The 19347-nt window shown below is 67.0% G+C and carries 14 protein-coding genes and 1 pseudogene; 3 read left to right on the top strand and 12 right to left on the bottom strand.

The genetic code is table 11. From position 1 onward, the window contains the following. Positions 1–2 precede the first annotated feature (2 nt). Positions 3–2918, top strand: a pseudogene (locus tag EJV47_RS03060) (Tn3 family transposase); the annotation flags it as partial. Here the strand turns inward: EJV47_RS03060 and EJV47_RS03050 are convergent. The 9 genes from EJV47_RS03050 to EJV47_RS03010 all read right to left on the bottom strand — a co-directional run bounded on the left by EJV47_RS03050 (position 2883) and on the right by EJV47_RS03010 (position 12959). Then, entirely contained in the window at positions 2883–3944 is a 1062-nt protein-coding gene (locus EJV47_RS03050; protein ID WP_243650989.1) for a DUF3500 domain-containing protein, read from the bottom strand. The pseudogene EJV47_RS03060 and the gene EJV47_RS03050 overlap by 36 nt on opposite strands. A gap of 171 nt (positions 3945–4115) precedes the next feature. Further along, positions 4116–4778 carry a potassium channel family protein gene (locus tag EJV47_RS28355; protein WP_207895815.1) on the bottom strand — a complete coding sequence of 221 codons (663 nt, stop codon included), beginning with the start codon at positions 4776–4778 and terminating at the stop codon, positions 4116–4118. Positions 4779–4975: 197 nt separating this feature from the next. After that, complete coding sequence (locus tag EJV47_RS03040) at positions 4976–5632, bottom strand: phosphatase PAP2 family protein (protein WP_165903599.1); 657 nt, start codon at positions 5630–5632, stop codon at positions 4976–4978. A 232-nt stretch (positions 5633–5864) separates the two neighbouring features. Continuing rightward, positions 5865–7754 carry a T9SS type B sorting domain-containing protein gene (locus EJV47_RS03035; protein WP_165903598.1) on the bottom strand — a complete coding sequence of 630 codons (1890 nt, stop codon included), beginning with the start codon at positions 7752–7754 and terminating at the stop codon, positions 5865–5867. Between the two features lie 202 nt (positions 7755–7956). Continuing rightward, the gene (locus EJV47_RS03030; protein ID WP_126691651.1) at positions 7957–9144 is read right to left on the bottom strand and encodes a cytochrome-c peroxidase; all 1188 of its coding nucleotides are present in this window, start codon (positions 9142–9144) and stop codon (positions 7957–7959) included. 55 nt (positions 9145–9199) lie between these two features. Continuing rightward, positions 9200–9487, bottom strand: coding sequence for an acyl carrier protein (locus EJV47_RS03025; RefSeq protein WP_126691650.1), 288 nt, complete (start codon positions 9485–9487; stop codon positions 9200–9202). Between the two features lie 364 nt (positions 9488–9851). Continuing rightward, complete coding sequence (locus EJV47_RS03020) at positions 9852–10037, bottom strand: hypothetical protein (protein ID WP_126691649.1); 186 nt, start codon at positions 10035–10037, stop codon at positions 9852–9854. Then, the gene (locus EJV47_RS03015; protein WP_126691648.1) at positions 10034–12553 is read right to left on the bottom strand and encodes a DUF5686 and carboxypeptidase-like regulatory domain-containing protein; all 2520 of its coding nucleotides are present in this window, start codon (positions 12551–12553) and stop codon (positions 10034–10036) included. Before EJV47_RS03015 ends, EJV47_RS03020 begins: the two co-directional genes overlap by 4 nt. A gap of 118 nt (positions 12554–12671) precedes the next feature. Further along, positions 12672–12959: an acyl carrier protein gene (locus EJV47_RS03010; protein ID WP_243650981.1), complete on the bottom strand. Its 288-nt coding sequence runs from the start codon at positions 12957–12959 to the stop codon at positions 12672–12674. Positions 12960–13648: 689 nt separating this feature from the next. Here EJV47_RS03010 and EJV47_RS03005 point away from each other — a divergent pair. Continuing rightward, positions 13649–14023, top strand: a complete 375-nt coding sequence (locus EJV47_RS03005) for a hypothetical protein (protein WP_126691647.1) — start codon at positions 13649–13651, stop codon at positions 14021–14023. A gap of 116 nt (positions 14024–14139) precedes the next feature. Here EJV47_RS03005 and EJV47_RS03000 read toward each other — a convergent pair whose 3' ends face one another. The 3 genes from EJV47_RS03000 to EJV47_RS02990 all read right to left on the bottom strand — a co-directional run bounded on the left by EJV47_RS03000 (position 14140) and on the right by EJV47_RS02990 (position 17604). Continuing rightward, positions 14140–14793: a hypothetical protein gene (locus tag EJV47_RS03000; protein WP_126691646.1), complete on the bottom strand. Its 654-nt coding sequence runs from the start codon at positions 14791–14793 to the stop codon at positions 14140–14142. 890 nt (positions 14794–15683) lie between these two features. Continuing rightward, a complete protein-coding gene (locus EJV47_RS02995) occupies positions 15684–16868 on the bottom strand; it encodes a FecR family protein (RefSeq protein WP_126691645.1) in 1185 nt (394 codons plus the stop codon). Continuing rightward, the gene (locus EJV47_RS02990) at positions 16858–17604 is read right to left on the bottom strand and encodes a sigma-70 family RNA polymerase sigma factor (RefSeq protein ID WP_126691644.1); all 747 of its coding nucleotides are present in this window, start codon (positions 17602–17604) and stop codon (positions 16858–16860) included. Before EJV47_RS02990 ends, EJV47_RS02995 begins: the two co-directional genes overlap by 11 nt. A gap of 364 nt (positions 17605–17968) precedes the next feature. Between EJV47_RS02990 and EJV47_RS02985 the strand changes: the two genes are divergently transcribed. Next, on the top strand, positions 17969–19120 hold the full coding sequence (locus tag EJV47_RS02985) for a pyridoxal phosphate-dependent aminotransferase (RefSeq protein WP_126691643.1): 1152 nt from the start codon (positions 17969–17971) through the stop codon (positions 19118–19120). Positions 19121–19347 lie beyond the last annotated feature (227 nt).

Raw genomic sequence — 19347 nt, 5'->3', positions numbered from 1 at the left:
CCGTGGCCCGGCACCTGCCCTTGCTCGACGACGCGCAGCGGCGCGCCTTCGAGCACCCGCCCAAGTGGACCGCCGCCCAGCGCAAGCTCTACTGCCACCTGCCCGACTGGGCCGCGCAGGTGCTCGGCAGCCTCGTCACCCCCCACAGCCGGGGCGGCTTCGCGGTGCAGGTGAGCTATTTTCAGGCCACCGGGCGGTTTTACCCGGCCGACCGGTTCCGGGCCGCCGACTGCGCCTACGTGCAGCAACGCTTCCGCCTGGGTCCCATCGCGTGGGAGCGCTACGACAAAGCCACCCGCTTTCACCACCGCCAGCTGATTCTGCAGCAGTGCGGCGTGGCCCCCTTCGAGCAGGTCGAGGCGGCCGTGCGCGCGCAGGTGATGCACTTCGCCCGCCAGCAGCTGAACCCGACCGCCGTCTTCCGCGCGGCCGTGGACACGCTGCGGGCCCGCCGCTGGGAGGTGCCCATCTACGCCGCGCTGGCCGGCGTGGTCACGGACGCTTTCCGCGCCGTCGAGCAGCAGCTCACCACCCACCTGGCGGCGTTGCTCACGCCCGCCGTGCGCCAGCAGCTCGACGGCTTGTTCGCCACCGCGGCCGACGAGCCGGCGCATTCCCACCGGCCTTACCGCCTGACCACGCTCAAGCGCAGCCGGGAGCTGATGCGCGCCGCCGCCATCCGCGCCAACGTGCAGGACTACGCCGTGCTGCAAGCCCTGTTTGGGCAGGTGTACCCGGTGGTGCAGGCGCTGGACTTGTCGGAGGAGGTGGTGCGCTACTACGCCCGCTACGTGGAGCGGGCCCAGGTCTTTCAAGTGCGGCAGCAGGCCGACAAGAAGTACCTGATGGTGCTCTGCTTCGTCATCTACCAGTACTACCAGCTCGGCGACCTGCTCACCGAAACCTTGCAGCAAGCCGTGCAGACCCACCGCAACGCCGCCCAGCGCGACACGCAGGAACGTGTCTACCGCCAGCAGCAGGACACGGCCGCCCAGTGGCGGCAGGTGCTCGACGGGGTCGTGGCCCACGGCGCGGCCCTGGCCGCCCTGGAGCACGTGGCCTTCGCCTTCGACCGCACCAACGACGAGAAGGTAGCCGCCCTGCTGGCCTGGCTGCAGACGCCGGACGTGGCGGCCTTCGCGCAGGTGCGCACCTGCGCCCAGCGGCTGCGCAAGGGCGGCGCCGGCAACGCCAGCGGCCCCTACTACCAGGTCGTCGAGGAACGCTCCCGCGCCCTGCAGCGGCGGCTGGGCGACATCCTGCGCCGCGTAACTTACGACGGCCCGGCCGACAGCCCCCTGGTGCAGGCCCTGCAGCACTACCGGGCGCGCGACGGCCAGCTGGGCAGCCAGCCGCCGACGGGGTTTCTCAAACCGGCCGAGCGGGCGGCCCTGGCCGCCGCGGCCAGTCCCGTGTCGCTCTACAAGGCCCTGCTGGCGGGCTACGTGGCCGACCACCTGAAAGCGGGCAAACTCAACCTGGCGCACTTGTTGCGCTACCGCCCCTTCGACACCTACCTGCTCGACGCGGCCGCGTGGGCCGCGCAACGCGAGGAGCTGCTCGTGCGCACGAACCTGACGCACCTGCGCACGCCCGGGCCCTTCCTGGACGCGCTGCAGGCCCAGCTGGCGGCGGCCTTTGCCCACACCTTCGGGCGGCTGGCGGCCGGCACCAACCCCGGGGTGAAGCCGCGGGCCGGGGGCGGACGGCCCCGCTTCCTCACCCCGGCCCGGCCGGCGGACGAGGAGGCCCCGCCGCCGCGGCCCTTGTTTCCCGCGCCGGGCCTGATTTCGCTGCACGAGGCCCTGCACACGGTCAACCAGGCCTGCCGCTTCACCGCGTGCCTGGAGCACTGGAGCCCGCGCCACCGCCCGCCCCGCCCGGCCGACCGCGTGTTCTTCGCCGCCGTGATGGCCTACGGCTGCAACCTGGGCCTGACGCGCATGGCCCACGCCGCCAGGCACGTGGCCCAGTCCACCTTGGAAAACACCGTGAACTGGTACTTCTCCCTGGAGAACCTGCGCCGGGCCAACGACGCGGTCATTGCCTTGATGGGCAAGCTGCCCGTCAGCCGCTTGTTCCAGCGCGACCCGGACCAGACGCACACCTCCTCCGACGGACAGAAGTACTACGTGACCGTGGATTCCATTCACGCGACGCACTCCTACAAGTACTTTGGGCAGGACAAAGGCATCGTCTCCTACGGCTTCCTCGACGACCGGCACCGGCTGTTTCACTCCGTCACCATCAGCGCCTCCGAGCGCGAGGCGGCCTACCTGCTCGACGGGCTGCTGCACAACGACGTGGTCGAGTCGACTATTCACTCGACCGATACCCACGGCTTCAGCGAAGTCAATTTCGCCGTCACCTTCCTGATACAAGTAGCCTTCGCCCCGCGCATTCAGTCGTTCCAGGACCAGCAGCTCTATGCCTTCGCCGGCATGGACGTGCCTGACCTGACGGCCCACGGCCTGGCGCCGGTCAAGCGCCTGGACCGGGCGCTGATCGAGGCGCAGTGGGACACGCTGGTGCGGTTGGTAGCTAGTCTAAAGCACAAACACGTGACGGCCTCCACCGTGCTGCGGCGCCTCAACTCCTATTCCTAACACCACCCCGTGTACCTGGCCCTGCGCGAGCTGGGGCGGGCGGTCAAGACCGAGTTTCTGCTGCGCTACATGGACGACCAGGGGCTGCGCAAGCGCATCGACGAGCAGCTCGACAAGCTCGAAAGCACCCACTCGCTCGCCCGGGCCGTGTTCTACGGGCAGAACGGGCAGTTGCCCTACGCCGGCAAAGAAGAGCAACAGCTGGCCGATGCCTGCAAGCGGCTGGTACAAAACGTCATCGTGTGCTGGAATTGCCTCTACTTAAACCAATACCTGCTACAGGCCCCGGCGGCCGAGCGCCAGGCTGTGGCCGACGCCATCGCTGCCAGCTCGCCGGTGAGCTGGCAGCACATCAACCTGCACGGCGAATTCGATTTCTCCGACGAAGCGCTGAAAGATTCGCTGCGCTTCGATCTGGACGCACTTTTTGCCTTCCGATGGGAGGAGCCACCCGCCCCGCCCGTTTAACTTTTGTACCAAACTTTTAACCAAGGCCAGGTATGTGGCGGGCAGCTCCGCCGTGTAGCGGGCCAGGATCGGGGCAGCCGTAGCCGGCTCCAGGTCACTTACGTACCGCTGGATGAGCTGCAGGGCCAGTTGCTGCTGCGCCGGGCTCAGCTCGCCCACGCGCACGCCTTGCCGCGTGCCGGGGAACTGTCCATCCTGGCCTGGGCCCAGCAGCACGTCGTTGAATGTCGTGCTCAACCGGGCTGTGGCCTGCTGGGCGGTGCTGAGGCTCTGCAGCAAGGTGGCCGCGGCCGCCTGCTCCTGCGCCATCGGGTGGAAGGTGCGGCCGGCGGCCCGCACGGGCGTCACCGGCTCGGCTCCGCGGAAGCTGGGCGTTACGCCCGCCGTGTGACCGTCTTGGTAGGTATTGCCGAAGGCGTAGTGGTGGCCCCCGTACTGCAGCTCCCAGCGCCCGGTCAGGCTCGGCGTGCCCAGCAGGGCCAGGTAATAATTCCCCGCCCCAAAGGCCGACTTGCGGGTATGCTGCGCGATGGTGTCGTCGAGCGCCAGCAGGCCTTCTAGTTCGTCGAACCCTTCGTTGGGCACCTGCTGCGCCAGCACACTGGCCAGGAGGGCTTTGGCGGCAGCCAGCTGCGGCGCCGTGAGCGAGCCGAGCGCAATGCCCACCCGCTGCGGGCGGGTGAACTGCTGCGGGAAGTTCGACCACTTGGCCGCGTCGGCCTTGGAATACGCCCGCTGTGCCTGCGCCAGTTGGGCGGGCGTCAGCGAGGCTTTAAAGGCGTCGGCCAGACACACGACCCGCGCCAAGCCGGTGGCGGCAGCGCACCCCGGTGCCACCACCGGCTTGGCCGCCACGATGGCCTGGCTCATCGGAGTCTGCTGCTGCCAGGCCAGCAAGGCCGCTGCCGTCAGCAGGCCTCCTATGAAAACAACAGTGCGCATAAGCAAAACGTAAAAAATGAAAGGACGTGCGCCATGAGGTACTTTTCACCTGCGCTGCACCAGACGCCCGGCCGACGCTTGGTCCCCACGCAGCAGGGGTTAACGCCGGTTGCTGACGTGCAGGCTCACCAGGCGCGCGAGCAGGATGGCCAGGAAGAGCTGGCCGAAAACCGCCTCCAGGTTGGCCAGGCTGCGCGCCAGCGGGTGCACCGGCAGGATGTCGCCGTAGCCGGTGGACGTGAGCGTGGTCAGGCTGAAATACAGCAGCTCGCCGGGGCGCAGGGGCCCGTGGGCGGCGTTGGTAAAGGCCAGCGGCAGCAGGTCGTTCAAGGCAATGAAGGCGCCCATGAACAGCAGGGCGACGTTCAAGTAGACCACCACCGCGCCCAGCAACTGGTGCCGCGTCACCCGCCGGGCCCGCAGGACGGCTTGCGCTACGGCGAGGGTAATGCTGCCGGTGACGCCCATGCGCAGGGCCAGCCCGACGTATTTGTTGGAGCCGGCGAACCACACCCACCCCAGCGGCAGCACGCACAGCACAATCAGCGTGCGCACCCAGCTGCGCCGGGGCAGCGCGAAGTAGGAAATGCCCAGCAGCAGCAGTTGCAGGCCGTTGACGGTTTCGTAGGTCAACACGTGCGCGCTGGACAGCGGGCTGACCACGAACAACAACACCAACTGCCCGAGCAGCAGCGCGGTCAGGGCCGGCTCCCGGACGCGGTACTGCCAGCGGACGTAGGGGCGAAGCCAGGAATCAAGCATGGGCAAGCTGGGAGAACAAAGAGGCCATGGACGAACAACGCTCCTAAATAACGACACGCACGCACGGCCCGGCGAAACGGGTCGACCAACTGCCCGGGTCCATCGGCGCTCGGGCCGCGAAAAGCCCCCGCGTGCCGATGGCCGGGCCACCGGAGCCCAGCCGAAAGCCTGGCGCCTCCCAGGCAGATTCGCGCTGGCTACAGCACCCAAACCACGGTGGCGCCGGCTGCCCCGTTCACGTAGCTCGGCACGACAATGGTTCGCTCACCCAAGCCCTTGACCAATTGCCGGTGCAGCCAGGGGTAGGCCCAGTACGCCAACTCGGTCGAGACGATGCCCACGGCCGCCCCGGCCAGTACGTCGGACAGCCAGTGGTTGTCCTTGGCGATGCGCAGGCCGCCGGTAACGCCGGCGGCGGTGTAGCCCCCGACGCTGTACCAGATGCTGCGGCCGCCGTATTCCTTGTGCAGCAGGGTCGCGGCCGAAAACGCCGCGCTGGTATGGGCACTCGGAAACGAGTCGAAGCTGTTGCCCAACGGCCGCTCCACCCGGGTCAGGCGCTTCAGGTGGCTGGTCAACGTGTTGTTGAGGGTATAGGTCAGGCCGAAGAGCAACGCTTGATTGAGGGTGGTGTGCCGGCCGCGTACGCCCAGCAGGCTTAGCCCCAGGCTCGCGTACGCAGGCGTGTGCCGCAGCTGGTCATCGATGTTGGTGCGGATGCGTGGACCGGCTTGCACCTGGGCGCGCACGGCGGCGTCGGTTTCCAGTACCCCCACTTTCTTGGTACTGAGCACGGCCAACGTCAGCAGCGTGGCCGGCACGAGCACGCGGCGCAGCACGGGTTTGGTCGCCACCGCCGGCGGCGTGGGCAGCGGCGGCCGGACCAGTAGTGGGCGCCCGGCACCAGCGGGCAGGCTATCCGCTGGCGTTTGGGCCGCCGCGTTGATAATAAGTCCCCAGCCGCACAGAAGCAGCAAACAGCCACTGCGGACTAGTCGTTGGGGTAGCGGTGTATGCATTCGGTAAGCAGTGAGGCCGTCGGTATGGGCGGCAGACCGTGGGCGGGCAGGGGCGGAAACCGGTAGATTAGTTTGTGGTGGCGCCGGCGGCCGGCAGTACCTCCAGCCAGCCTTTGAACTTGCGGCCGTTGGTGTAGGTGATGAGGTAGTAGTAGGTGCCGGCCAGGCCGGCGCCGCCCCAGCGGAAGCTGCGCTCGGGCGAGCGGTATACTTCGCGGCCCCAACGGTTGAAGATGGTTACCCCGGCGAAGCGCACGTCGCAGAAATCGGGCGGCAGCGTCGGCAGGGTGAACTCGTCGTTGAGTCCGTCCCCGTTCGGGGTGATGATGTTCGGCGGCACGAAGGCCACCGTATCAGCGGCCGGCACCAGCTGGAAGCGCACCGGCAGCGTGACGGGCTGGCCGTTGCACACCGCCGATTCCCGCAGCTGGAAGAGCACCGTCAGCTCCTGGCCGCTGCTGGCACCGGTGCAGGTAGCCTGCCAGCGGAACGTGCCGGTAGCACGGCCCGCGCCGCTCTGGGCGTCGAACTGCATGCCGGCAGCGCTGAGGTCAAATCCTTGTCCAGTGGCACTCAGCACCAGCGGGTTCTGGTCGGCGTCGGTGCCCAGCAGCGTAGCGGTGTAGGAGCTGCCCACGGGCACGCGCACCAGCGCCGGGGTGGTGCCGCCGGCGGGCGGGAAGGAGGACGTCAGCACGGGCGGGGTATTGCGCCCGGGCTCGGGCGTAAAGGTCAGGCGCACCGTGTCCTGCTTGGGTAGGGCGCAGCCGTTGTCGGCCACGATGATGTCGAGCAGGTATACGTTCCCCGGCGGGGTCTGGCACGGGTCGAAGCACAGGGTCGCCTGCAGCGTATCGGGGGCGCCGGCCGCTCGTACGGTGCCGCTGGTGGCGCCGCCCCAGGTCGGCACGGGGGCGGTGAAGTTGACCGGGCGCAGCCGCACGCGCAGCTGGCTGCCGGGGTCGGGGTCGGTGAAGCGCACCCGCAGGCACGGGTCCTGGTCGATGCGCAGGCGCAGGGTGTCGCGGCTGGGCTGGTAGGCGCGGGTCTGGCCGGCCGTAAACAGCTGCACGGTTGGGGCTTGGTTGGTCGGGCAGGCCACGACCAGCAGCTGAAAGTCCCGGCGCGTCTCCCCTATTTTGACGCCCCGACGATATTCGGCGCACCGTACCCCAAACACAAACAGCCCCAGCCGCGTGGGCCGCACCGTGAGGCGGCCCGTACGGGCGTCAATGGTCATCGTCGGGGCGCCGGGCAGCTGGTTTTGCGCGCTTAGGCCGGCAGCCCACGTCACGGTGCTGTAGGGAGCCGGCAAGGCCTGTGCCGGGTCAGGCAGGGAAGCGGTGGCGTGGCCGTTGAGCGGGGTCACCATGTCGTAGGCCAGCGAGTCGCCGTCGGCGTCCTGCCCGCCGAAGTCGTAGTAGAACAGCTCGCCCAGACAAGCATAGTCGCCCAAGGGCGGGAAGATGCGCGGGGTGGAGTCGACGAATGGCTGGCCACCGCGCGCCACGGCCGGAAACTCCAGGTAGAAGGCCTGGGCCGCCGCCCCGGGGTTCACGATGTTGCTGATGCTCAGGTTGCGGCAGCAGCGCTCCACGCTGGCGTAGTAGCCGCCGGCACTGGCGTAGGTGGCCGCGTCGAGGGTAAGGTCTTTGCTGTACACCAGCTTGCGGGTGCTCAGCGAGCCGGCGGCACAGGCCGGGTTGGTGTAGCTGACGAAGGTATTCGAGGTCAGTGGCAGGGTTACGTCCTGCAGGCGGCGGTTGGTGGCCTTCTCGAAGATACCGGCCGTCATCTGCGCGTCCAGCGCGGCCACGTTGCCGTTGACGGCATCGAAGTACAGGTTCAGCACCAGCGTGTAGGTGCTGCCCTGCTGGTGCACCAGTTCCATCTCGCCGCCCACAATGTGCGTGGCCTGCACCCGCAGGCTCAGCCCCAGCAGCAGCGCCAGGAGCAAACCGAGCAAGCGCGCCCACCGGGTACGACTGCGCTGCGGGAGGAGTTGGCGGGTAGACATCATGATCGAAAAAGCACTGATGGAGCCCGGCGCGGCTCGTTGGCCGTGCCTTGGCAGGGAAGAAAAAGCAGAAGGAGAAGAAGCAGGCGGCCTGGAAAAGGCCAGCGCGGACGCAGTGCGCTGCACCAGCCAGGGTGAATGCTCAGCGGATGTTGCCGCCCACGGGCAAGCTGCTCGGCACCGCCGCCGGGATGGTGCGGTCATAGCTCTTGGCCGTCAGCGCGTCGAGAAAAGCCAGAATGGCCTGGGTATTGGGCACGTCACCGGGCAGCAGCGGATCGAGTTGGCTGGTGGCGACGTGCGGGTTTTGCGAGGTGCGCCGGCCCCCGCGGCCGCCCCGGTCGTAGAAGTCGAGCACGGCCTGCAGGGTGGCCAGCGTGCCATTGTGCATGTAAGGGGCCGTCAAGGCCACGTTGCGCAGCGAGGGGGTGCGGAAGGCGTAGGTGCCGGCCACGCCAGCGTCCGATGCCGCCAGCTTCCCGTTATCGGCCACGCCGAGCACGTGGGGCTGGAAGTCGCTGAGCATGGGGCCGCTATGGCACTTGGCGCACCCGGCTGTTACGAACGCGTTCAGGCCCTGCACCTGCTGCGCGGTCAGCGCGCCGGTGTTGCCGCGCAGGTACTCGTCGAAGGGCGAGTCGGTCGCGACCAGGGTGCGCTCGAAGCAGGCCAATGCCTTGCCCAGGTTGGTGGCCGTCACGGGCGCAGGCTCGGCAAACGCGGCTTGAAACAGCGTGACGTACCCCGGAATCCGCCGCAGCCGGGCCACTACCGAGTCCAGGGCCAGTGCGTCGGGGTAGCGGCCGCCGCGCATTTCTTCCAGCGTGGTGATGGGCATGAGCGCCTGCGTTTCCAGGGACTGCGCGCGGTTGTCCCAGAACATGGCGGCCGTGCCGGGATTGTAGCTGCCGTCGGCGCCCATGCCGTTGAAGGCCGCGTTGAGCACGGTAGTGCAGTTGCGCCGCGTGAAGGGAATGGTATTGGGCAGCAGAAAATGCCGGCTGCTGCCCAGCCCCTGCCCGTTGACGCCGATGGAGAGGTCCAGCCCGTCGGCGTACGCCTTGCTGGGGTGGTGGCAGGTCGCGCAGCTCACGTCGCGCCCGCCCGACAACACCGGGTCCCAGAACAGCGCGCGGCCCAGAGCTACTTTGGCCGGACTGCCGGGGTTGTCGGCCGGGGCCGCAACCGTAGTGGGCAACGCGGCGAAGTCGTTGGTGGGGGCCGGGTCCTGCCGCTGACAAGCCACGACCGTCAACCACCCGGCGCCGGCCAGCAACAGCAGCCAGCGGGAAAAGGCGGGACGATTCGGGCGACGGGTAGCAGACAACATGCAGGGAATTCGGCAAAGACAGAAAAGAGAAATGCAGATGGCCTACAGCCGCGAATCAGGCGGCCTGAGCCGTGGAGGTGCCGGCCAGCGCAGGGCCGAGAAAGCGCACGAAGTCGTCGATGGTGCGCAGCGGCAGCTCGTCCGGAATGGTGAGCTGGTAGCGCTGCTCCAGCGCCAGGATAATATCGACCACGTCCAGCAGGTCGAAGCCCAGGTCGGTATGCAGGTCGGCGGCCGGGCGCAACCGCCCCAGGGGCAAGCCTTTGCGCCGGCGAATCAGGTGCTGCACCTGCCGGGTCAGCTCGACCGACGACGGCGACGCGGAGTAAAGCGGAGTAACCATAACCGTGAGGATGCGCCGCGCACAGGCGCCGGGCTGCGGACATCAAGGGGTGTGACGTCGCGTTCAGCCAGCACTACTGCTTGCGGCCGTTAGGGTAAGAGAGGAGAAAAAGAGGGCAGCCGCACGCATTCCAGCTTCCATGACCGCCCCAGCATGGGGAGCGGTCGGTCGTAGCGGGCGGTCTAACAGTAAGATGCTCGCCGGCCGGCCTTACCCCCACGCACTAGCAAAAAATATTTTCTACCCAGTGCCACCCATGTATACAAATTACTGCTACACAGACAATTGTATTTTACCGGTCAATTACAAAGCCCCTGCAGCAAGAGCAGGTGACAACCAGCGCCCTAACACGGGGCGGATGGGACTACCGGTCGAACCGGGCGCGGCAGTAGGCCCAGAGGGCGGTGAGTAGAATCAGCAGGAAGAGGCGTAGCGTGTTCATAGGGCGTGCCGATGCAGTGGAGCAGACAATGCGGATGGGGTTCAGGGCCGGCAGGTGGTATTTTTTGGCGGCCGTGGCCAGCGGGTCCGCCACCAGGGGTAGCGTCACAGCTTGAACTGCGCACTGACTTTCACGCCGAAGGTTTTCACGCCGGGCTCGTCGCGGTAGGTGAGCCGGTGCACGAAGTCGACGCGGATAAATTTGAAGATGTTCTCCACCCCATAGCCCACCTCGGCGTAGGGCGCGCGGCCCAGGCCCCGGTAGGTGGGCGTAGGCAGCCCGTAGGCATCGACGGCCGGCGTCGTGAGGGTGTTGGCCGCGCGCAGGCCCCCGTAGAGCACGTTGCCCGACGCCACCAGGCGCCAGTCGAGCTTCTTGAGCAGGGGCACGGCGTTGATCAGCAGCCCTTCGAAATAGTGCTCCACGTGCAGGGAGGCGTACCGGTCGCTGACGAACTCGAAGTAGCCCATCAGGTTGTAGGCGTTGGTGGTGAAGATGGGCGATTCGTTGCCCAGGTGCGCCTTCAGCACCGGGTAGGGCACCGTGCTCGGGATATAGCCCGCGTCGAGGATGTACTCGGTGCGGCCCAGCTGGCCCAGCTGCACGCGCTGCGCTACGCCCAGATTGAATTTGTGGTAGCGAAAGTCGCTGCCGAGCACGCCGGGCACGCCCAGGGTGTAGCGAAACGTAAACACCGGCCATTTCTTGTCGCCTATGGCCGTCCGGTGGTTCTGATGTTGCAGCCACTGCTCGTCCGGGGCGTAGCGCGATTCGAGCACCAGCTCCGAGAGGTTGAACCGGTGGGCCGTCGGGGCCCCGGGTACCTGCTCGCTGCCGGTGTAGTAGGCAAAGTTGTAGGTGGGGTCGAAGCGTTGGTGGCGCAGCGTCACCTTCTGGGTGAAGTTGTGGAACAGGTCGGTCTGGGCCGAGATGCTGGTCACGTCGCGCCACAGCGGCAGCAGCGGCTTAATGTTGCCGAAGCGGGCGGCCATTTCGAACAAGGGGCTTTCCAGGGCCCGGTCATTGTCGAGCAGGGCCACCAGGTCCAGGTCGTGGCTGTGGCTGGCGCTGAGCACCGTCCAGTGGGTGCGGTCTACGATGCGGTCGGCCGAGAGGCCGTACTTGAACTCCCCGTCGCGGGTGCCGTAGGCTAGGTAGCCCTGGGCCAGCCAATCGCGGCTGAGGGCGGGCGTGGTGCGCAGGCCCACCCGCAGGCGGCTGCCCTCCACGTTGTTCCAGTTGTACGAGTTCAGCAACGGGCCCAATTCCACCCGTTCGCGCGGGCCCAGGGGCTGGTAGCCGTTCACCACCAGGTCGGCCACTTCCAGGAAGGTGCGCACCGAGGGCAGCTTGCCCACCGAGTCGAGCACCGTCATGGTCCGCGCTTCCTGCGCCGACAGCGTATCGGGCCGGTTCTGCTGCCAGAACTCCGGCTCCGTCTTGAGCGCGTCGGTGGCGGCAGCGAAGGGCTGGTCGTAGAACGGCAGCTCGTGCGGGTGCTCCACGTCGAAGCCCGAATTAACCGTCGTAAAGCGCACCAGCAGGCCGGTTTGCTTGGGCGTGGGCTTCATGCCGACTACCACCCGGGTGCGCTGCGGCAGCCAGGGCCCGGCCGCCGAGGGCGTCAGGTCCTGGTACACCCGAATCTGGTCCACGAAGTTGATGTTGGCCTTCGGGTCCACGCTCAGATCCACCCGGCGCAGCGCGTACGAGTCGGTGGTAATCCAGATGCGGCCGGTAAAGGCCAGGTCCTGGGCCCGGCGCGGGAATACATTCAGCTGGTAGCACTTGTTGGGGCCGATCTGCACCGTGTCCTCCAGGTCGTAGTCGTAGGTGATGCGCCAGCCGTCGGCAATGGGCGAGATGAAGTCTTTGCCCATCACCACCTGCCAGTTCGGGTAGAAGTCGTAGTCCTGAAACGACGAGCCCAGCACCTGCGACAGGAGCGTGCCGTCGCGCGGGGCCACGCCGTGCAGCTGCGAGTGTTTGATTTCCTCCCGCTCGCGGTTGGGCCGGTGCCGCACGAAGTAGCGCGACATCACCTCCGAGGCAAACAAGGGCACGGTGGGCTTGCCGGCCGCGTTGCGCTCCATCTCCCCCGCCGCGGAGGCCACCGAGGCCATGTCCCGAATCACCTTGCGCCGGGCCAGCCGGTCCGAAATGTCGGACAAGGACACCTCGATGCGGTTGTAGCTGTCGAACTCGAAGGCGTCGAGCCGGGCCTTGTCGTTTTGCTTTTTGTGCTGCTGCACCTTGCGCAGGATGGCGTAAGCCGGGTTTTCGGTGGAGCGGATGACCACCTCGCCCAGCTGCTGGGCCGCCGATGGCAGCGCCAAGTCGATGCGTTGAACCAGCTGCCGGGTGATGCGCCCGCTCAGGGGCCGGTAGCCCATGGCCGACGCCGTGACTGAATCGGCCCCTGGGGGTATCTGCAGCTCGTAACGCCCGTCATCGGCGGCGGTAGTGCCGGCCGTCGTGCCCTTCACGTAAACCGAGGCAAACGGCACCGCTGCACCCGTGGCCGCGTCCGTTACGCGGCCCTGGAGGGTAAGCTGTTGTGCGACGCCCACCGTAGCAGTAGCCCCTACCCCAAGCAATACAAGTAACAAGAACCGAAGAATCATGAAGCAGGGAAGCAGCACGGAGCCGCGCTGTAGTAGCGAAAGAAAACTGTCCGAAGCATCGCTGGGCACCGCGCTGGGAGTGGCCAGGGGTGGTTGATTTCGGCCCGGCCGCTGCCGTCTAGGCCGCTCGGGCGGAAGAGCCGTTCGATTGCTGGCGGCTGAGAAATTGCACAAAATCGTTGATGGTGCGCAGCGGCACCTCGTCCGGGATAGTGAGGCGGTAGTGCTGCTCCAGTTCCAGGATGATGTCCACCAGGTCCAGCGTATCAAACCCCAACTCGGCCTGTAGATCGGCGGTGGGGCGCAGCCGGTTCAGCGGCACGCCTTTACGCCGACGGATCAGGTGTTTAACGTGCCGGGTCAAGTCGCCCGACGGGAGGCTGGGAGTAGCAAGCATGGTGAGCATACAGTAGAAATGTGCAATGTGAAGCGCGGAGCGGAAGCCGAGGAACGAGCCAGAAATCCGTTGAGTTCGGAAACCGCAGCAGACGGAAAAATCTCCGTGTGCACGTCAGTTGCAGGGGCAGGCTGCGCGGGCGGCTCACTGATAAGAGGCAAAACGGGCGGGCCAACCCCCATGCCCAGTAAGATTTTTTTTCGCGCGGCGGCCTGAGCCAACCTGCACACCGCCAACCCGGGCATGAGCGAGGCACCTATACCGGACGGATGAGTGCCTCCGATTGGCGCTTCAACGCCTGCGTGCTCCCGGTTTTCTTCTATTCTGGTTCTTAAACGTTACGCGCACGCGCACCTGGGATGCCAGCCGCCCTGTATCCCAGGTGCTGTCAGCAGCATCGGTCGGCTGCTTGCCGGAAACGGGTAACAGTACGCACTGCCCGCAACAAAAACGGCATTAACACTTTTTTTGCAAAAACTTGTCAGTCTGATACATAGTTAGAAAACCAACGAGGCCTCAAAAATATTTTTTTGCCAGGCATGGGGGTCGGGCCGTCCAATTTGCCTCTTATCAGTGAGCCGCCCGCCCAGCCTCCTTGCTCCGGCCGCTGAACCTGCGGCACTGCGCCGGCTACTGCGTCGAGTTGGCTTTTTTCCAGACACACCTTTTTTTCTTCACCTCACCCCCCTCTTCTTTTTATGAAGCGCTTCTTTGCTCGCCCGTTTGCTGCCCTGACCCTGGTCGGCCTGTTGTCCGCTTCGCTGCTTACGAGCTGCCTCGATAAGGATGGCGAAGAATGCACCCCCGCCGGTGGTACCTGCGACACGGCCGTCACGGTGGTGGACCTGAGCGCAACGACCGGTTGCGGCCTGGCGCTGCAGCTGGCTGACAGCACCTACCTCGTTCCCACGGGGTCTACCTGGACGAACTACCAGGCCAAAGCCGGCGATAAGCTGCTGGTGGGTTACCACGCCAAAAAGCGCGGCTCGTCGCAAAACACCTGCGCCGCCGGTCAGCTCGTCGAACTGGGCTGCATCAGTGCTGATACCACGGCTGCTACCAGCGCGAACTAGACCGTGCGCACCAGCAAAAAAGCCTCCTGGCCACGTGGCCAGGAGGCTTTTTTGTATAACGAAGAGGGAGAGAACGCCACTTTGGTGGCGGTGAAATAGCGCACCGCGGGAGCCGATTAGAAGCGCAGGCCCACCTGCACGCCGGGCCAGAGACGCAATCGGGGCTGGTCCCGGTCTGCGTCAAGCCACAGCCATTGGTTCTGCCCTAACGACCAGCGGCCCGGCTCGGGGCGGGCAACGGCCAGGTTGAGTGTCGGCGCGCCCACAAGCTGCCAGCGCCTCCCTTCTCGGAGCTGCCAGCCGACCGAAGGCCGTAGTTGGGTCAGCCACCCCGGGGCCCTTTCTTGGTCGGTGTCCACTACCCACTGCAGCACCTCCAGCCGCGGGGTGAAGCGCCCCCAGGCGCGGCCGGTGGTGCCCACGCCCGCGCCCAGTGCCCAACTTGTCTGCCTTCCCACCGGGTCGGCGGATGCGCTGATGATTGCGTAGAGGCGGGGCGGGCCAAACTGGATAGCTCCGTTCAGGGGCATGAATTCACTCGTCCAGACTTCGCCGTGCAGCGCGACGCCGCGCGGCCAGCCCGGCCCGCTGCGGGAGGCGGGCGCGTCGGCAGCGGCTGGTCGGGCAGGCGGCTCGGTAGCAAGCGCACCAGGTGCGGCCAGCGGCAGAACAGCGGGTAATTCTGCGGCAAGACCCGGTTGTACCGACACGGGCCGGGCCGTCACGGCTACGTCGGGCAGCTGGGTGCGGGTAGTTGGGGCGCGCAACACGCGGGGGGAAGCGGCTGGGGCTGCCATCCCTTGGTTCAGCTCGCGCGCGGCAGGGGTCTTGATCGTTCGGCCGGAGGATTGGGCAGACTGCGCTTGGTTGGTGGCCAGGCGGGACGCCGAACGGGTGGCCCGGGCCGGCGGAGCGGTAACGGCTGACCGAGCTTGGCTTCCGCCAGCAGCTAAAGCGGAGCTGGGCTTCGGGGTTACCGATGGAATCGGCTGCTGACGTCGGGCCGGCAAGGGACCGGGTTGCGGTGCCGCCTTGCGGGCAGCAACGGCTGGGCGCGCGACCAGCGCCGGACCGGGCGCAGCCGCTGTCCTGGGCCCTGCCGATTGATCCAATACGGCACGTCCACTCGCGACCCTGCCCGGCGCAGCAGTGGGCTGGCCGGGAGCAGTAGAAACTTTGGGGCGGTCGGGGAGTGACGCTGTGGATTGCGCAGGCGCAGTTGGCCTTGCCAGGCCCGGCGCCGCCGCGCGGACCGGACGCCGAAGCTGGCCGTTCACCGCCGTAACGCCCGCCGGTGGCGGTAGGTGGTCAGGCCACACGACTAACTGCCCACCCACGAGCCCGAAGGCCATTCGCTGGCCCCCCAGCACCTGCTGCAACACCACGCCCAGCGGCCGGGCCGGTCCCGGCCGCAGCGTACACAGCCGGCTAACCGGCACCAGCGAGCTGCTGTAGCTGAAGGACAGCCGGCCCTGGCGCGACAACTCCCCCAGCACCTGACCCAACGGGCGGGTGCCCGGAGGCAGCCGTACCGGTTGGGATAGGGCCGGGTCAACCGCTTGGCCCCGTGTCAGTCCAACGGGAACCCAACACGCCAGCAGCACCGCCCACACCCAGGGCCATGCGTGGCGACAACGAATCCAGCGCAACGTCCCCGCTCTCACTGGCCGAGCGGGCGGTTGACCGTTGCCGAATCAGCTTGCTGCGCGGCAGGGGGCGGGCAGCCCGGCCCTTGCAGCCGGTAACTGCCCGGTCCGTCGGGCACAAGCTGGCTGGCCGTGGCGGCGGCAACGACGGTCAGCACCTGCTCCGGCTTCGGATGCGCGAACGTGCCGGTGAAGCGGCACTGCGCCAGCGCGGCGCTGCCCAGCTGCACGCGGGTGCCAAACGTGGCCCGTAAGGTACGTGCCACCTGGGCCAGCGGCACGTCGGCAAACCGCAGGGTGTCGGTCTGCCAGGCGCGGAAGTTGTGGTCGGCGAGCGGGGTGCGGCGCAGTTGGGTGGCGGTGCGGCCGGGCGCATCCGTGGCCCGCAAGGCGGCCCGGGTGCCGGCCGGGAGCAGCACGCTATCGGCGGCACCCAGCCGCGCCAGCCACACCTGGCCGCGGGCCACGCTTACCTCCACGGAGTCCTCCGCCGCGTACGCCCGCACGTTGAAGGCCGTACCGGTCGCGCGCACGCGTGCCGTGGTGGTGGTCACCACGAAGGGCCGGGACGAATTGGGGTCCACCTCTACGTAAGCTTCTCCTGTCAGCTGCACGGCGCGTGGACCGTTCCCCGTGGAGCCGGCGTAGTGCAGCCGCGAATGCGCGTTGAGCCACACCATGCTGCCGTCGGGCAGGCGCACCTGGCGGGCGCTGGTGGTGCTGGCAAAGGTCTGTACCTGCGGCCGGGACGTAGGCAGCAGCCACTGGGCCAGGGCAACGCCTACGCCCAGCACCAGGACCAAGCCAAGGGCCAGTTGCCGGCGCCGGGCAGCCACCCGGCGTTGCAGGGGCCAGATTGGACGCGCGGTAGGTGCGGGCGAAGCGGCGGGCGGCAGCGACTTGTTCTGAGTGGAAGGCGCCGGGGTAGACACGGCCGCAGGTCGGGCGGCCGCCAGTTTGGGTTGCAGGCGCCGCCACGCGTCTTGTACCTCGGCGGGCGAAAACAGCACCGGCGCAGCCGCGACTTCGCCGGCGCGTTCCCAGGCGCGGGTCACGGTGGTGAGGATCTGCAGGTGGAGGGGATCAGTCTGCACCCACGCGCGCAGCTCCGCCCGTTCGGCCGCCGTCGTCTCGGAAGCCAGGTGGCGGGCCAGCAGCGCCCAGGGCGCATCGGCCGGGTCGGCGTAGCTATTGGTCATGCGAAGGGGGGCTAAAGGGAGGTACCCCGTATACTGTAGATGCTTTTTCGGCGGCGTTACCCCTACGCGGCGGCAAAATATTGTGCGGGTGACACGCGGGTGGGCCAGCGTGCGGGGGCTCGCCCGCTGCAGCCCGGACGTGAGCCAGGCTGGCCCCAACGCACAGCAGCAGCCAGTACAGGTTTTTAAGCAGGCCCGCCAGTTCGCGGCGCAGGATGCGCAGCGCTTTGCCCATCTGGTTCTCCACCGTTTTGGGGGACAGCTCCAGGGCGTCCGCAATCTGCTGGTAGCTCATTTCCTCGTAGCGACTAAGCTCAAAGATAATGCGGCACTGGGTGGGCAGCCGCGCGACGGCGGCCGCCACGGCGTCGGTCGCTTCCATGGCGTGCAGGCCGGCCAGGGCGTCGGGGGCCACGGGCTCGGCCGGGGGCGCATCGTCCCAAGCCACCAGGCGCTTGGTGCGCTGCAGGTGGCGCAGGGCCACGTTCACGGCCATGCGGCTCAGGTAGGCGCGGTACGAATCGATGGCCGGCAACGAGTCCAGCCCCTGCCAGAAGCTCAGAAAGGTTTCCTGTAGCACGTCGTCGACCACGTCCCGGTCGGCCACCACCCGGTAGACCGCCGTGCCGACGGGGTTGTAGAGCGCGTGGAACAGCTGTTGGAAAAAAGCTTCGGGGTCGGTCTGGCGCAGCTGCGTCAGGCGGGCGTTGAGGGAAGCGTCATCGGAAGCAGCCATTCAGCAAAGAAACGAGTGATTGGGTTGCATACGGCATTCTACGGATCGGGGCTTCCGGTGTAGAAGCTTCGCCCGGGTTCTGGTTACGATGCCGGGTGTGATTCGTGTAGTAGTTATCGTACCACTAACGCCGTTCATCCGGCAAGGTACGGGTCGCCCAACGCTGACGCGCAGCGGCCAGCCCCGTTGCGGTCTTGCGAGCGGTCTAGGAAATAGCTGGTGTGGTCTGCTCCGTTCCCGGTTTGGTCGAGTGAAAGGGCTGGCGGCCCGGTTCGGCGAAATTATGCCGGGCAGGTCCCCGTTCTGAGGACAACCTGCGGCGGGCGCCACCCGCCGGGGATGTTGCACCTACACCCGGACCCGCATGGACATTTCCGCTGCTTCTGCCCACCCTACTCCCGGCCTCGACCTGTCGCTGTTCCAGCAGACCTCGCACAGTCCTTCCTACGCCAGCCTGACCCAAAACTTCGAGCACGCCGGCGAGCTGCACGACTACTGCATCCCTGTCAACTCGTACTTTCCGCCCACCCGGGTAATGGACGCGCTCTACCGCAAGCTGCCCTACGCGCTGAAGTACTACCCGAGCAGCAACTCCGACCTGGCCGCGCTGGTGTGCGCGTTTGTCGGCTTGCCCGACCCGGCCTGCGTCATCGTGGGCAACGGCTCCACCGAGCTGATTTCCTGGCTCAACACCGTGTTCGTGCAGGACGACGTGCTGGTGCCGGTACCCTCCTTCGGCCGCTGGACCGACGAGCCCCAGGGCCTGGGCCGCCGGGTGGAGTACGTAGCCTATTCCGACGCGCAGCAGCAACACCTCTCGGCCGCCGCGTTCGTGCAGGCCGTCAAAGACGCGGGCGTGCGCAACGCGGTGCTCTGCAACCCTAACAACCCCACCGGCTCGTTGCTGGGCCGCGAAGACGTTATCTGGATCATGCAGCAGCTGCGCCACCTCGACACGCTCGTCATCGACGAGTCGTTCATCGACTTCTCCCTGCCCGAGCCGCCCACGGTGCAGGACGTGGTGGCCGACTACCCCAACGCCTGGGTGCTCAAGAGCCTGGGCAAAAACCTGGGCCTGCACGGGCTGCGCATGGGCTACGCCATCAGCTGCCCGGCCAACATCGCCCGGCTGCGCCGCCACCTGCCGTACTGGAACGTGAACGGCATCACCGAGCTGCTGCTCAAGCTCGTAGTCGAGGAGAAAGCCGCCTACGAAGCCAGCCGCCGGCGCGTGCTGCAGGACCGCGACTACCTGCACCGCGCCCTGCAGGCGGTGCCCGAGCTGACCGTGTTTCCCTCCTTCGCCAACTTCGTGTACGTACGCCTGGATGAGGCGTACGACGGCGAAGAGCTGCGCAACCGCCTGCTGCTGAACCACCGCTGCTTTGTGCGCACCTGCGGCAACAAAGTGCACGGCAGCAGCCAGTACCTGCGCATCGCCGCCCGGCCCCAGCCCGACGTGGACTACCTCGTGGCCGCGCTGCGCTACGAGCTACGCCAAGCCGCCGCGGCCTAAGTACCTACGCTGGGTTGGGGTGTGATAAGCATATTGTAACACCCCAACCCAGGCGAGGCCTGTTGTAGGCACAATAACGTGTACCGGCCGCCTCCGCAATTATATGCAAGGCGACCGGTTCGCTCTTGTTAACTCGCTGGGTCATATGGTCCGCATGACCGGTAGAGCTGAATATTCAGCTCCGTGTGCTTACGAGCGCAGGTTTTGATAAGCTTCCTTTTCTTGAA

The organism is Hymenobacter gummosus (assembly GCF_003970915.1).
Classification (GTDB): domain Bacteria; phylum Bacteroidota; class Bacteroidia; order Cytophagales; family Hymenobacteraceae; genus Solirubrum; species Solirubrum gummosum.
The sequence above is the reverse complement of the archived record's forward strand: the minus strand, read 5'-3'. Positions and strand labels throughout refer to the sequence as shown.